Origin of the sequence: Pseudomonas yangonensis (assembly GCF_009932725.1) — a bacterium.
Lineage (GTDB): Bacteria > Pseudomonadota > Gammaproteobacteria > Pseudomonadales > Pseudomonadaceae > Aquipseudomonas > Aquipseudomonas yangonensis.
The window spans coordinates 1-15,642 of sequence record NZ_BLJU01000026.1; the positions used below are offsets into that span (position 1 = coordinate 1).

12 protein-coding genes and 1 tRNA gene are annotated in these 15,642 nt (G+C 59.6%); all 13 read right to left on the reverse strand.

The genetic code is table 11. The annotated features are described in order from the left end of the window. Positions 1-251 (reverse strand): GTP-binding protein (locus GYB81_RS21850; protein WP_233787652.1); only part of this gene is annotated, 251 nt, incomplete at its 3' end. A 30-nt stretch (positions 252-281) separates the two neighbouring features. Next, a complete protein-coding gene (gene fusA, locus GYB81_RS21855; protein WP_115290650.1) occupies positions 282-2,417 on the reverse strand; it encodes an elongation factor G in 2,136 nt (711 codons plus the stop codon). A gap of 30 nt (positions 2,418-2,447) precedes the next feature. After that, complete coding sequence (gene rpsG, locus GYB81_RS21860) at positions 2,448-2,918, reverse strand: 30S ribosomal protein S7 (protein ID WP_003246741.1); 471 nt, start codon at positions 2,916-2,918, stop codon at positions 2,448-2,450. Between the two features lie 104 nt (positions 2,919-3,022). Next, entirely contained in the window at positions 3,023-3,394 is a 372-nt protein-coding gene (gene rpsL / locus GYB81_RS21865) for a 30S ribosomal protein S12 (RefSeq protein ID WP_004373429.1), read from the reverse strand. Positions 3,395-3,540: 146 nt separating this feature from the next. Continuing rightward, complete coding sequence (gene rpoC / locus GYB81_RS21870) at positions 3,541-7,740, reverse strand: DNA-directed RNA polymerase subunit beta' (protein WP_161867848.1); 4,200 nt, start codon at positions 7,738-7,740, stop codon at positions 3,541-3,543. A 63-nt stretch (positions 7,741-7,803) separates the two neighbouring features. Further along, entirely contained in the window at positions 7,804-11,877 is a 4,074-nt protein-coding gene (gene rpoB / locus GYB81_RS21875) for a DNA-directed RNA polymerase subunit beta (RefSeq protein ID WP_161867847.1), read from the reverse strand. A gap of 221 nt (positions 11,878-12,098) precedes the next feature. Continuing rightward, on the reverse strand, positions 12,099-12,470 hold the full coding sequence (rplL, locus tag GYB81_RS21880; protein ID WP_115290648.1) for a 50S ribosomal protein L7/L12: 372 nt from the start codon (positions 12,468-12,470) through the stop codon (positions 12,099-12,101). A gap of 80 nt (positions 12,471-12,550) precedes the next feature. Further along, entirely contained in the window at positions 12,551-13,051 is a 501-nt protein-coding gene (rplJ, locus tag GYB81_RS21885) for a 50S ribosomal protein L10 (protein ID WP_003463333.1), read from the reverse strand. A gap of 211 nt (positions 13,052-13,262) precedes the next feature. After that, on the reverse strand, positions 13,263-13,958 hold the full coding sequence (gene rplA, locus GYB81_RS21890; RefSeq protein WP_161867846.1) for a 50S ribosomal protein L1: 696 nt from the start codon (positions 13,956-13,958) through the stop codon (positions 13,263-13,265). Then, positions 13,958-14,389: a 50S ribosomal protein L11 gene (gene rplK / locus GYB81_RS21895; protein ID WP_004373444.1), complete on the reverse strand. Its 432-nt coding sequence runs from the start codon at positions 14,387-14,389 to the stop codon at positions 13,958-13,960. Before rplK ends, rplA begins: the two co-directional genes overlap by 1 nt. A gap of 119 nt (positions 14,390-14,508) precedes the next feature. After that, complete coding sequence (gene nusG / locus GYB81_RS21900) at positions 14,509-15,042, reverse strand: transcription termination/antitermination protein NusG (protein ID WP_024309662.1); 534 nt, start codon at positions 15,040-15,042, stop codon at positions 14,509-14,511. 9 nt (positions 15,043-15,051) lie between these two features. Beyond that, complete coding sequence (secE, locus tag GYB81_RS21905) at positions 15,052-15,420, reverse strand: preprotein translocase subunit SecE (RefSeq protein ID WP_013717355.1); 369 nt, start codon at positions 15,418-15,420, stop codon at positions 15,052-15,054. A 42-nt stretch (positions 15,421-15,462) separates the two neighbouring features. Next, a tRNA-Trp gene (locus GYB81_RS21910) sits at positions 15,463-15,538 on the reverse strand. Positions 15,539-15,642 lie beyond the last annotated feature (104 nt).

The window sequence follows — 15,642 nt, forward strand, 5'->3', positions numbered from 1 at the left end:
CCCGGGCAGTCAACGTGCGCATAGTGACGAATGTTGGAATCGTACTCTACGTGCGCAGTGTTGATGGTGATACCACGAGCTTTCTCTTCCGGAGCGCTGTCGATCTTGTCGAAGTCAACCTTGGCCGAACCGAAAACTTCGGAGCAGACGCGGGTCAGAGCAGCGGTCAGAGTGGTCTTACCGTGGTCAACGTGACCGATGGTGCCGACGTTGACGTGCGGTTTGTTACGTTCGAATTTTTCCTTAGCCACGACAGTAAACCTCTTACTTAAAGGGCGGGATTAGCCTTGTTTTTTAACCAGTGCTTCGACGATGTTCGCCGGAGCCTCTGCGTACTTGGAGAATTCCATGGAGTAGCTGGCGCGACCCTGGGACATGGAACGAACGTCGGTAGCGTAACCAAACATCTCGCCCAGCGGAACTTCGGCGCGGATTACCTTGCCGGAGACCGAATCTTCCATACCCTGGATCAGACCACGACGACGGTTCAGGTCACCCATCACGTCACCCATGTAGTCCTCAGGAGTTACCACTTCCACCTTCATGATCGGCTCGAGCACCTTGCCGCCACCCTTCTGGGCCAGCTGCTTGGTCGCCATGGAAGCAGCGATCTTGAACGCCATCTCGTTGGAGTCGACGTCGTGGTAGGAACCATCGAACACGGTCGCCTTCAGGCCGATCAGCGGATAGCCGGCAACGACGCCGTTCTTCATCTGCTCTTCGATACCCTTCTGGATCGCCGGGATGTATTCCTTCGGAACCACACCACCTACGACTTCGTTGGTGAACACCAGACCTTCGGTGATGTTGCCCTTGTCGTCCACGTCCGGAGTCGAGAAGCGAATCCAGCAGTGACCGAACTGACCGCGACCACCGGACTGACGAACGAACTTGCCTTCGATCTCGACGTTGTCCTTGGTGATGGTTTCACGGTAGGAAACCTGCGGCTTACCGATGTTGGCTTCTACGTTGAACTCGCGCTTCATGCGGTCAACGAGGATGTCCAGGTGCAGCTCACCCATACCGGAGATGATGGTCTGACCAGTCTCTTCGTCGGTCTTGACGCGGAACGACGGGTCTTCCTGAGCCAGCTTGCCCAGAGCGATACCCATCTTCTCCTGGTCAGCCTTGGTCTTCGGCTCTACAGCTACCGAGATAACCGGCTCCGGGAAGTCCATACGCTCGAGGATGATCGGCTTGTCCGGATCGCACAGGGTTTCACCAGTGGTGACGTCCTTCATGCCGATCAGAGCAGCGATGTCGCCAGCGCGTACCTCTTTGATCTCTTCACGCTGGTTGGCGTGCATCTGCACCATACGACCAACGCGCTCTTTCTTGCCTTTCACGGAGTTGATGACCGACTGGCCAGACTCCAGAACGCCCGAATAGACGCGAACGAAGGTCAGCGTGCCGACGAACGGGTCGGTCGCGATCTTGAACGCCAGAGCCGAGAACGGCTCGTTGTCGTCAGCGTGACGCTCGTCTTTCGGCGCTTCGTCGCCCTGCTCGATGTGATCCGGGTGGATACCCTGGATAGCAGGGATCTCGGTCGGAGCAGGCAGGAAGTCGATGACGGCATCGAGAACCAGGGGAACGCCCTTGTTCTTGAACGAGGAGCCACAGACAGCCGGAACGATCTCGCTAGCCAGGGTACGGGCGCGCAGACCAGCCTTGATATCTTCGACGGACAGGTCACCTTCTTCGAGGTACTTGTTCATCAGCTCTTCGCTGGCTTCGGCGGCAGCCTCGACCATGTTGGAGCGCCACTCGTTGGCCAGGTCAACCAGTTCCGCCGGAATCTCTTCCTCGCGGTAGGTGGTGCCCTTGTCGTCTTCGTTCCAGTAGATAGCCTTCATCTTGATCAGGTCGACCTGACCTTCGAAGTTATCTTCGGCACCGATGGCGATCTGAATCGGAACTGGGGTGTGACCCAGACGGTTCTTGATCTGACCGACGACGCGCAGGAAGTTGGCACCAGCACGGTCCATCTTGTTCACGTAGACGATACGCGGAACACCGTACTTGTTGGCCTGACGCCATACGGTTTCGGACTGCGGCTCAACGCCGGAAGTACCGCAGAACACAACGACAGCGCCGTCGAGTACGCGCAGCGAGCGCTCTACTTCGATGGTGAAGTCAACGTGACCGGGGGTATCGATGACGTTTACGCGGTACTTGTCGTACTGGCGACGCGAACCTTCCCAGAAGGTGGTGATCGCAGCAGAAGTAATGGTGATACCACGCTCCTGCTCCTGAACCATCCAGTCGGTGGTCGCGGCGCCGTCATGCACCTCGCCCATCTTGTGGCTCAGGCCTGTGTAGAACAGGATCCGCTCGGTAGTGGTGGTCTTGCCCGCGTCAACGTGGGCACAGATACCGATGTTACGGTAGCGGTTAATTGCTGTATTACGAGCCATAAAGCCCTCGCAAGGTTAGTGGAGCCGGGATTAGAAGCGGTAGTGCGAGAAAGCCTTGTTGGCTTCAGCCATACGGTGCACGTCTTCACGCTTCTTGACAGCAGCGCCTTTGCCTTCAGCAGCATCCAGCAGCTCACCAGCCAGACGCAGAGCCATGGACTTCTCACCGCGCTTGCGCGCGTAGTCCACCAGCCAGCGCATGGCCAGAGCGTTACGACGGGACGGACGAACTTCGACCGGAACCTGGTAGGTAGCACCGCCTACACGGCGGGACTTGACTTCGACCAGCGGAGCGATGGCGTCGAGAGCTTTCTCGAAGATCTCCAGGGGATCGCTGTTCTTGCGCGCTTTGACAGTGTCCAGAGCACCGTAAACGATGCGCTCGGCCACGGCCTTCTTGCCGCTTTCCATCACGTGGTTCATGAATTTGGCGAGGATCTGGCTTCCGTATTTCGGATCGTCCAGGATCTCACGCTTGGCTGCTACACGACGTCTTGGCATTGATAAGCCCTCAAACGGTCTTCAGGTTAGCTCGGGACCAACGACACATGCCGCGCCCGACCTTACTCTTATCGACTCAACTAAATAAAAAGGATCAAGCGGCCTTATTTCGGACGCTTGGTACCGTACTTGGAACGACCCTGCTTACGGTCTTTGACGCCGGAGGTATCCAGCGAACCACGCACGGTGTGGTAGCGCACACCCGGAAGGTCTTTTACACGACCGCCACGGATCAGCACGACGCTGTGCTCTTGCAGGTTGTGGCCTTCACCGCCGATGTACGAAGACACTTCGTAGCCGTTGGTCAGACGCACGCGGCACACTTTACGCAGTGCCGAGTTAGGTTTCTTCGGCGTGGTGGTGTACACGCGGGTGCACACGCCACGACGCTGCGGGCAGTTCTGCAGCGCAGGCACGTCGGATTTCTCGACGATACGCTTACGCGGCTGACGTACCAGCTGGTTGATAGTTGCCATCTACTAGCTCCACTGTTGTCTTTCGACGCTCACAAATAAAGATGGCAGAGCCGAACGCCCTGCCAAATTTAGGGGTGCATGAGTCTAAAGAGACTCACGTCCCCAGTCAAGGCAAAGCCCCGCTAGCGAGCCAGCGGGGCTTCGACTCAATTTCCGCTGGAGTTCAGCGCTTCGGTCAGTGCGGCTTCCACTTCACTGGCGCTGACACGTACCGGCTTGTCGGCATCACGCTTGCGCTTGCGCTCGCTGTGATAGGCCAGACCGGTACCGGCCGGGATCAGACGACCCACGACCACGTTCTCTTTCAGACCACGCAGGTAGTCGCGCTTACCAGTAACCGCCGCCTCGGTGAGGACGCGGGTGGTTTCCTGGAAGGACGCTGCCGAGATGAAGGACTCGGTGGACAGCGACGCCTTGGTGATACCCAGCAGTACACGGGTGTACTTGGCGACGAACTTGTCTTCCTCGGCCAGACGCTCGTTCTCGCCCAGCACCTGGGTGAGCTCCATCTGGTCGCCCTTGATGAAGGACGAGTCGCCGGACTCGGTGACTTCAACCTTGCGCAGCATCTGACGCAGGATGGTCTCGATGTGCTTGTCGTTGATCTTCACGCCCTGCAGACGGTAAACGTCCTGGATCTCGTTGACGATGTACTTGGCCAGCGCGCTGACGCCCAGCAGACGCAGGATGTCGTGCGGATCGCTCGGACCGTCGGAGATGACTTCACCCTTGTTGACCTGTTCACCTTCGAACACGTTCAGGTGACGCCACTTCGGAATCAGCTCCTCGTACGGATCGCTACCATCGGTCGGGGTGATGACCAGACGGCGCTTGCCTTTAGTCTCTTTACCGAACGAGATGGTGCCGCTGATTTCCGCCAGGATCGAAGCTTCCTTCGGACGACGGGCTTCGAACAGGTCGGCAACGCGCGGCAGACCACCGGTGATGTCACGGGTCTTCGAGGTTTCCTGCGGGATACGGGCGATAACGTCACCGACCGCGATCTGCGCACCGTCCGCCACGCCAACCAGGGCGTTGGCAGGCAGGAAGTACTGAGCGGGAACGTCGGTGCCCGGCAGCAGCAGTTCCTTACCGTTGGCATCGACCATCTTGATGGCCGGACGAATGTCCTTGCCAGCAGCCGGACGATCCTTCGGATCGAGAACCTCGATGTTGGTCAGACCGGTCAGTTCGTCGGTCTGGCGCTTGATGGTGATCCCCTCCTCCATGCCGACGAAGGTCACGATACCCTTCATTTCGGTCACGATCGGGTGGGTGTGCGGGTCCCACTTGGCAACGATGGCGCCAGCGTCAACCTTGTCACCTTCCTTCACGGAAATCACGGCACCGTACGGCAGCTTGTAGCGCTCGCGCTCACGACCGAACTCGTCGGCCACGGCCAGCTCACCGGAACGGGAAACCGCTACCAGGTTGCCATCGACACGCTCGACGTACTTCAGGTTGTGCAGACGGATCGCGCCACCGTTCTTCACCTGGACGCTGTCGGCAGCCGAAGTCCGGCTTGCAGCACCACCGATGTGGAAGGTACGCATGGTCAGCTGGGTACCCGGCTCACCGATGGACTGGGCAGCGATAACGCCGACCGCTTCACCGATGTTGACCTGATGGCCACGAGCCAGATCGCGGCCGTAGCACGCAGAGCAGATACCGTAGCGGGTTTCGCAGGTGATCGGCGAACGCACGACCACTTCGTCGACGCTGTTCAGCTCGATGAACTCGACCCACTTCTCGTCGATCAGGGTGCCAGCCGGGACGATGATTTCATCGGTACCCGGCTTCGGTACGTCGCGGGCAATGACACGGCCCAGCACGCGCTCACCCAGCGGCTCGACCACGTCGCCACCTTCGATGTGCGGGGTCATCAGCAGGCCCTGCTCGGTGCCGCAGTCGATCTCGGTCACCACCAGATCCTGGGCCACGTCGACCAGACGACGGGTCAGGTAACCGGAGTTCGCGGTCTTCAGTGCGGTATCCGCCAGACCTTTACGAGCACCGTGGGTGGAGATGAAGTACTGCAGAACCGACAGACCTTCACGGAAGTTCGCGGTGATCGGCGTCTCGATGATCGAGCCGTCCGGCTTGGCCATCAGACCACGCATACCGGCCAGCTGACGGATCTGGGCCGCGCTACCACGCGCACCGGAGTCCGCCATCATGTACATGGAGTTGAAGGACTCCTGCTCGACGGTCTTGCCTTCGCGATCGACAACCGGCTCTTTCGAGAGGTTGGCCATCATCGCCTTGGACACTTCGTCGTTGGCCTTCGACCAGAGGTCGATCACCTTGTTGTACTTTTCGCCCTGGGTGACCAGGCCGGAGGCGTACTGCGATTCGATTTCCTTCACTTCCTCGGTGGCGGCGTCGATGATGCGCGCCTTTTCTTCCGGGATGACGAAGTCGTTCACGCCGATCGACACACCGGAGATGGTCGAGTAGGCGAAACCGGTGTACATCAGCTGGTCAGCGAAGATGACGGTGTCCTTCAGACCCACGGTGCGGTAGCACTGGTTGATCAGCTTGGAGATCGCCTTCTTCTTCATCGGCTGGTTGACCACGTCGTAGGACAGGCCGGCCGGCACGATCTGGAACAGCAGCGCACGGCCGACGGTGGTGTCGACGATACGGGTGTTCTTGGTGATCGAACCGTCTTTTTCTTTGACGGTTTCGTTGATACGCACTTTCACGCGGGCGTGCAGGGACGCTTCGCCGGCGCGGAACACGCGGTCGACTTCCTGCAGGTCGGCGAAGACGCGACCTTCACCCTTGGCGTTCACCGCTTCACGGGTCATGTAGTACAGACCCAGTACCACGTCCTGCGACGGCACGATGATCGGCTCGCCGTTGGCCGGCGAGAGGATGTTGTTGGTCGACATCATCAGCGCGCGCGCTTCGAGCTGGGCTTCCAGGGTCAGCGGCACGTGAACGGCCATCTGGTCACCGTCGAAGTCGGCGTTGTACGCGGCGCAGACCAGCGGGTGCAGCTGGATGGCTTTACCTTCGATCAGAACCGGCTCGAACGCCTGGATACCCAGACGGTGCAGGGTCGGTGCACGGTTGAGCAGGACGGGGTGTTCGCGAATCACTTCGGCGAGAACGTCCCAAACCTCCGGCAGCTCGCGCTCGACCATCTTCTTGGCGGCCTTGATGGTGGTCGCCAGACCACGCATTTCCAGCTTGCCGAAAATGAACGGCTTGAACAGTTCCAGAGCCATCTTCTTCGGCAGACCGCACTGGTGCAGGCGCAGGGTCGGGCCCACGGTGATCACGGAACGACCGGAGTAGTCCACGCGCTTACCGAGCAGGTTCTGACGGAAGCGACCTTGCTTACCTTTGATCATGTCGGCCAGCGACTTCAGCGGACGCTTGTTCGAGCCAGTGATGGCGCGACCACGACGGCCGTTGTCGAGCAGGGCGTCGACCGCTTCCTGCAGCATGCGCTTTTCGTTGCGCACGATGATGTCCGGCGCCGACAGATCGAGCAGGCGCTTGAGACGGTTGTTACGGTTGATGACGCGGCGATACAGATCGTTCAGATCCGAGGTCGCGAAGCGGCCGCCATCCAGCGGTACCAGCGGACGCAGGTCCGGCGGCAGAACCGGCAGAACGGTCAGCACCATCCACTCCGGCAGGTTGCCGGAGTCCTTGAAGGCTTCCATCAGCTTCAGGCGCTTGGACAGCTTCTTGATCTTGGTCTCGGAGTTGGTCTGCGGAATTTCTTCGCGCAGGCGGCCGATCTCGTGATCCAGGTCGATGGCGTGCAGCAGCTCGCGCACGGCCTCGGCGCCCATGCGCGCGTCGAAGTCATCACCGAACTCTTCGAGGGCTTCGAAGTACTGCTCGTCGTTCAGCAGCTGGCCCTTCTCCAGGGTGGTCATGCCCGGGTCGATAACGACGTAGCTCTCGAAATAGAGCACGCGCTCGATGTCACGCAGGGTCATGTCCATCAGCAGGCCGATACGGGACGGCAGCGACTTGAGGAACCAGATGTGGGCGACCGGCGAGGCCAGTTCGATGTGCGCCATGCGCTCACGACGAACCTTGGCCAGGGCCACTTCAACGCCGCACTTCTCGCAGATCACACCGCGGTGCTTGAGGCGCTTGTACTTGCCGCACAGGCACTCGTAGTCCTTGACCGGGCCAAAGATCTTGGCACAGAACAGGCCGTCGCGCTCAGGCTTGAAGGTACGGTAGTTGATGGTTTCCGGCTTTTTAACTTCACCGAACGACCACGAACGGATCATCTCAGGCGAGGCCAACCCGATGCGGATGGCGTCGAACTCTTCGATCTGACCCTGGTTTTTCAGCAAATTCAGTAGGTCTTTCAAGGCCTTTCCTCCTGGCGGAGCGGGCAGCGAGCTGGACTAGCCCCGCTGCCGATTCACGTCGTGTTATTCGGTTTCCAGATCGATGTCGATGCCGAGCGAACGGATCTCTTTGATCAGTACGTTGAAGGACTCGGGCATGCCCGGCTCCATACGGTGATCGCCATCCACGATGTTCTTGTACATCTTGGTACGGCCGTTCACGTCGTCCGACTTCACGGTCAGCATTTCCTGCAGGGTGTAGGCGGCGCCGTAGGCTTCCAGCGCCCAGACCTCCATCTCCCCGAAGCGCTGACCACCGAACTGCGCCTTACCACCCAGCGGCTGCTGGGTAACCAGGCTGTAGGAACCAGTGGAACGCGCGTGCATCTTGTCGTCCACCAGGTGGTTCAGTTTCAGCATGTACATGTAGCCGACCGTGGTCGGGCGCTCGAACTGGTTACCGGTACGACCGTCGAACAGACGCATCTGGCCGCTTTCCGGCAGATCGGCCAGCTTCAGCATGGCCTTGATCTCGGTTTCCTTGGCGCCGTCGAACACGGCAGTCGCCATCGGTACACCGCCCTTGAGGTTCTTCGCCAGCTCGAGGATCTCGTTGTCGGAGAACTCGTCGAGGTTTTCCTGACGACCACCGATCTCGTTGTAGATCTCGGCGAGGAACTTGCGCAGTTCGGCGACCTTGCGCTGCTCTTCGAGCATGCGGTTGATCTTCTCGCCCAGACCCTTGGCCGCGAGGCCCAGGTGGGTTTCGAGGATCTGACCGACGTTCATACGCGACGGTACGCCCAGCGGGTTCAGAACGATGTCCACCGGCGTGCCGTTGGCGTCGTGCGGCATGTCTTCGACCGGCATGATCACCGAGACCACACCCTTGTTACCGTGACGACCGGCCATCTTGTCACCCGGCTGGATGCGACGGCGGATGGCTAGGTAGACCTTGACGATCTTCAGTACGCCCGGCGCCAGGTCATCGCCCTGCTGCAGCTTGCGCTTCTTGTCTTCGAACTTGTCGTCGAGCATCTGACGGCGGTCGGAGATATAGGCCTGGGCCTTCTCCAGCTGCTCGTTCAGGGCGTCGTCGGCCATGCGCAGTTTGAACCACTGGCCACGCTCGAGACCGTCGAGGAACTCGTCGGTGATCGCGGTGCCCTTCTTCAGACCCGCGCCGCCTTCGGCGATCGCGCCAACCAGAGCCGAACGCAGACGCTCGAAGGTCGCGCCTTCGACGATGCGGAACTCTTCGTTCAGGTCCTTGCGAATCTCGTCCAGCTGCTGCTTCTCGATGGCCAGGGCACGGCTGTCGCGCTCGACGCCATCACGGGTGAAGACCTGCACGTCGATGACGGTGCCCTTGGTGCCGGTCGGCACGCGCAGGGAGGTGTCCTTCACGTCGGACGCCTTCTCACCGAAGATCGCACGCAGCAGCTTCTCTTCCGGAGTCAGCTGGGTCTCGCCTTTCGGGGTGACCTTACCGACCAGGATGTCGCCCGGGCCGACTTCGGCACCGACGTAGACGATACCGGCTTCGTCCAGCTTGTTCAGAGCCGCTTCACCCACGTTCGGGATGTCAGAGGAGATTTCCTCTGGGCCGAGCTTGGTGTCACGCGCCACACAGGTCAGTTCCTGGATGTGGATGGTGGTGAAGCGGTCTTCCTGAACCACGCGCTCGGACAGGCAGATGGAGTCTTCGAAGTTGAAGCCGTTCCACGGCATGAACGCAACGCGCATGTTCTGACCCAGCGCCAGTTCACCCATGTCGGTGGACGGGCCGTCAGCCATGATGTCGCCACGCGCTACCTGATCACCCTTGCTCACCAGCGGACGCTGGTTGATGCAGGTGTTCTGGTTGGAGCGGGTGTATTTGGTCAGGTTGTAGATATCGACACCGGCTTCGCCAGTCTCGACTTCGTCGTCGTTGACGCGAACCACGATACGGCTGGCATCGACCGAGTCGATCACGCCGCCACGACGGGCCACGACGCAGACGCCGGAGTCACGGGCGACGTTGCGCTCCATGCCGGTACCTACCAGCGGCTTGTCGGCGCGCAGGGTCGGTACAGCCTGACGCTGCATGTTCGAACCCATGAGTGCACGGTTGGCGTCGTCGTGCTCGAGGAACGGAATCAGCGAGGCGGCAACCGAGACTACCTGCTTCGGCGATACGTCCATCAGGGTGACGTCTTCCGGCGCCTTCACGGTGAATTCGTTCAGGTGACGTACGGCTACCAGCTCGTCGATCAGCTGACCCTTGTCGTTCAGGGTCGCGGACGCCTGAGCGATCACGTGATCGGCTTCTTCGATGGCGGACAGGAACACGATCTCGTCGGTGACCTGACCTTCCTTGACCACGCGGTACGGGCTTTCCAGGAAGCCGTACTGGTTGGTGCGGGCGTAGGCAGCCAGCGAGTTGATGAGACCGATGTTCGGACCTTCCGGCGTTTCGATCGGGCACACGCGGCCGTAGTGGGTCGGGTGTACGTCGCGGACTTCGAAGCCGGCGCGCTCACGGGTCAGACCGCCCGGGCCGAGTGCGGAGACGCGGCGCTTGTGGGTGATCTCGGAGAGCGGGTTGTTCTGGTCCATGAACTGCGAGAGCTGGCTGGAACCGAAGAACTCCTTCACCGCCGCCGCAACCGGCTTGGCGTTGATCAGGTCCTGCGGCATCAGGCCTTCGCTTTCGGCCATCGACAGACGTTCCTTGACCGCGCGCTCGACGCGCACCAGGCCAACGCGGAACTGGTTCTCGGCCATTTCGCCGACGCAACGCACGCGACGGTTACCCAGGTGGTCGATGTCGTCGACGATGCCTTTGCCGTTACGGATGTCGACCAGAGTCTTCAGTACGGCAACGATGTCTTCCTTGCTCAGCACGCCCGAACCTTCGATCTCGGTGCGACCGATACGACGGTTGAACTTCATGCGGCCCACGGCGGACAGGTCGTAACGCTCGGCGCTGAAGAACAGGTTGTTGAACAGGGTCTCGGCAGCATCCTTGGTTGGCGGCTCGCCGGGACGCATCATGCGATAGATCTCGACCAGCGCTTCCAGCTGATTGGTGGTGCTGTCGATCTTCAGCGTGTCGGAGATGAACGGACCGCAATCGATGTCGTTGGTATACAGGGTCTCGAAGCGAACGACATTGGCCTTGGCCATCTTGACCAGCAGGTCGGCAGTCAGCTCGGTGTTGCACTCGGCGATGATTTCGCCGGTAGCCGGGTGCACGACAGCCTTGGCAGTGGTACGGCCAATGACGTATTCGAGCGGAACGTCCAGCTCCTTGATGCCGGCCTTGTCCAGCTGGTTGATGTGGCGGGCAGTGATACGACGGCCCTGCTCCACGATCACCTTGCCGCTGGCGTCCTTGATGTCCAGGACCGCGACTTCACCACGCAGACGCTGAGGCACCAGCTCCAGGCTCAGGCCCTCGTTCTTAACGTGGTAGACGTTGGTGTCGTAGAAGGCATCCAGCACTTCTTCAGTGCTGTAACCCAGCGCGCGCAGCAGGACGGACGCCGGCAGCTTGCGGCGACGGTCGATACGCACGAATACCGCGTCCTTCGGGTCGAACTCGAAGTCCAGCCAGGAACCGCGGTAAGGAATGATACGAGCGGAGTACAGCAGCTTGCCCGAGCTGTGGGTCTTGCCACGATCGTGGTCGAAGAACACACCCGGCGAGCGGTGCAGCTGGGAGACGATCACACGCTCGGTACCGTTGATGACGAAGGTACCGTTCTCGGTCATGAGCGGGATTTCGCCCATGTACACTTCCTGCTCTTTGATGTCCTTGATCGCTTTGTTCGACGATTCTTTGTCGAAAATGATCAGGCGCACTTTTACGCGCAGCGGCACGGCGAAGGTCACGCCACGCAGGACGCACTCCTTGACGTCGAACGCCGGCTCGCCCAGGCGATAGCCGACGTACTCCAGAGCGGCGTTGCCGGAGTAGCTGATGATCGGGAATACGGATTTGAAGGCCGCATGCAGGCCGATGTCACGGAACTGTTCCTTGCTCACCCCTTGCTGCAGGAATTCGCGGTACGAATCCAGCTGGATGGCCAGGAGGTAAGGCACATCCATGACATCCGGCAACTTGCTAAAGTCCTTGCGGATACGTTTTTTCTCAGTGTATGAGTAAGCCATCAGCGTTCCCCAGCTTGGTCACCTGCTTGTTTGGCCAGCGCCGGCGGCGATGACCAGAAAATCGTGCAAACCCTCGGTTTGCAACCGCCTCTCGGGCGGGATCTTTTCGGCTCCAGGCCGGCTGTCGAACAGTCAACCTAGAACGGAAAAAGGCCGGTGGCAAAAGCCACCAGCCGTCAGCCTTGTGCGAGTCGCTCGGGCTGTAGACGCAAGGTGCGAACTTACTTGAGCTCGACCTTGGCGCCAGCTTCTTCCAGCTTCTTCTTGGCGTCTTCAGCAGCTTCTTTGCTCAGACCTTCAGCGATGACCTGAGGAGCGGTGTCGACCTTCTCCTTGGCTTCTTTCAGGCCCAGACCGGTCAGCTCGCGAACAGCCTTGATCACGTTCACTTTCTTGTCGCCAGCTTCAGCCAGGACAACGTTGAACTCGGTTTGCTCTTCAGCAGCGGCAGCAGCGCCAGCAGCCGGACCAGCGGCAACAGCGGCAGCAGCGGTAACGCCGAAGGTTTCTTCCATCGCTTTGATCAGCTCAACGATTTCCATAACGGATTTCTGGCCGATAGCTTCGATGATTTGCTCGTTAGTCAGAGACATGACTATCAATTCCTGTATTGGGGTGACGGCCTACGCGACCATCAAATTAAACGTTTGATTTCGAAAGTGCTCACGCCGCCTTAGGCAGCAGCAGCTTCTTTCTGGTCGCGAATAGCTGCCAGGGTGCGAGCGAGCTTGCTGGTGGCGCCTTGGATAACGCTCATCAGCTGGGCGATGCCCTCGTCGCGGGTCGGCAGGCTTGCCAGCACGTCGATCTGGTTTGCTGCGAGGTACTTGCCCTCGAACGCAGCTGCCTTGATCTCGAACTTGTCCTGACCCTTGGCGAACTCCTTGAACAGACGAGCAGCAGCGCCCGGATGTTCGTTGGAGAAAGCGATCAGGGTCGGGCCTTTGAACACGTCGTTGAGCACGTCGAACTGAGTGCCTTCAACGGCGCGCTTGAGCAGGGTGTTACGCACGACTTTCACGTACACACCTGCTTCGCGGGCCTCTTTACGGAGTCCGGTCATTGCGCCGACGGTCACGCCACGGGCATCAGCCACGACAGCGGACAGACCGGCTTTGGCAGCCTCGTTGACTTCAGCGACGATGGCCTTCTTGTCTTCGAGTTTAATTGCCACGGGTTTACTCCTGGATTTTACCGTTTCGCCAAACCGAGGTTCGGCGGCGTTTTGGTGTCTGATTCGGTAACGAATCGGGAGCACCATCTGCGTAGGCCATCAGGCGAACCTGACATTTAAAACGCGAGTCACCTACGGTCTTGGATAGCCCCCGCCAGGCAGGGACCCCAATCTTTCCAAGCCGGCAGCACATGGCTACCGGCTCAATCACTTACGCGTCGAGCGAAGCCTGGTCGATAACCAGACCCGGACCCATGGTGGTGCTCAGGGTCACACGCTTGACGTAGATACCTTTCGAGGTCGACGGCTTCAGACGCTTCAGGTCAGCCAGCAGGGCTTCCACGTTCTGCTTCAGCGCAGCGGCTTCGAAGCCGACCTTGCCAACGGAGGTGTGGATGATGCCGTTCTTGTCGGTACGGAAACGCACCTGACCAGCCTTGGCGTTCTTGACAGCGGTAGCGACGTCCGGAGTCACGGTGCCGACTTTCGGGTTCGGCATCAGGCCGCGCGGACCCAGTACCTGACCCAGCTGGCCAACAACACGCATGGCGTCCGGGGAAGCGATGACCACGTCGTAGTTCAGATCGCCGGCCTTCATTTCGGCCGCCAGATCGTCCATACCGACCTTGTCAGCACCAGCAGCCAGAGCAGCTTCAGCGGCCGGACCCTGGGTGAACACGGCAACACGTACGGTCTTGCCAGTGCCGTTCGGCAGAACGGTGGCGCCACGTACGACCTGGTCGGATTTACGCGGGTCTACGCCCAGGTTCACGGCGACGTCGAAGGACTCGGTGAACTTGACGGCAGACAGCTCGGCCAGCAGGCTGGCAGCTTCTTCGAAGGTGTAGGCCTTGCCGGCTTCAACCTTGGCCGCGATGGCCTTTTGGCGCTTGGTCAACTTAGCCATTACACACCCTCCACGTTCAGGCCCATGCTACGAGCGGAGCCGGCGATGGTGCGCACGGCCGCATCCAGGTCAGCGGCAGTCAGATCGGCCTGCTTGGTCTTGGCGATCTCTTCCAGCTGAGCACGGGTAACGGTGCCTACTTTGACGGTGTTCGGACGAGCGGAGCCGCTGGTCAGGCCGGCGGCCTTCTTCAGCAGTACCGATGCCGGGGTGCTCTTGGTTTCAAAGGTGAAACTGCGGTCGCTGTAAACGGTGATGATCACAGGAGTCGGCAGACCAGGTTCCATACCCTGAGTCTTGGCGTTGAACGCCTTGCAGAATTCCATGATGTTCACGCCGTGCTGACCCAGAGCGGGACCGACGGGTGGCGACGGGTTTGCCTGACCGGCTTTAACCTGCAGCTTGATATAAGCCTGAATTTTCTTAGCCATTAGCTACTCCAATTTCGGGTTCGAACGCCTGACGGCTCCCCGAGGTTACTTACGCATTTATCCCAGTGACGACAAAACCCCGCAGCCTAAGGCTGCGGGGTGAGGGATGCTTATGTCAGTTATGCCTTCTCGACCTGACTGAACTCCAGCTCGACCGGGGTGGAGCGACCGAAGATGGTCACAGCAACCTGGATGCGGCTCTTCTCGTAATTCACTTCTTCGACCACACCACCGAAATCGGCGAACGGGCCATCGATAACTCGTACCATCTCGCCCGGCTCGAACAGCGTCTTCGGCTTGGGCTTGTCGCCACTGTCGGCAACACGACGCAGGATGGCTTCAGCTTCTTTTTCGGTGATCGGCGCCGGCTTGTCGGCAGTACCACCAATGAAGCCCATGACGCGCGGCGTATCCTTGATCAAGTGCCAAGTCGCCTCGTTCATTTCCATCTGCACAAGAACATAGCCAGGGAAGAACTTGCGCTCACTCTTGCGCTTCTGACCATTACGCATCTCGACCACTTCTTCAGTGGGGACGAGAATCTCGCCGAAGTCATCTTCCATACCAGCCAGTTTCACGCGCTCGATGAGCGAGCGCATGACATGCTTCTCGTAACCCGAGTAAGCATGCACGACGTACCAACGCTTAGCCACGAGACACCCTTAACCAACAATCAGGGAAATAAGCCAACCGAGCAGGGAATCGAGCCCCCACAGCAGCAGCGCCATCACCAGAACCACAGCAACCACGATCAAGGTGGTCTGCGTGGTTTCCTGGCGGGTCGGCCATACAACTTTACGAATCTCGACGCGCGCTTCCTTCAGGAGCACCGCGAAAGCCTGACCACGAGCAGTCTGAAATGCCACGAAAGCAGCAACAGCGCCCAACACAACCAGGCCCAGAACGCGATACAGAACCGGCTCTGCAGAGAAGTACTGATTACCTACGACACCCACAGCAACCAGGGCAGCGACAACCAGCCACTTGACCAGATCAAAGCGAGAGTCTTTGGCTTCAGCCTTAACATTCATTCGAGAGGATCCTGTGAAAGACACGCCAAATTCGTTAGAAAATGGCAGGTCAGGAGGGAATCGAACCCCCAACCTGCGGTTTTGGAGACCGCCGCTCTGCCAATTGAGCTACTGACCTAGAACAAAATCAGGCCGACCATTATGCCGGCCTGAGAGGGACAGATCAATCGATTATTCGATGATCTTTGCTACAACACCGGCACCAACGGTACGACCACCTTC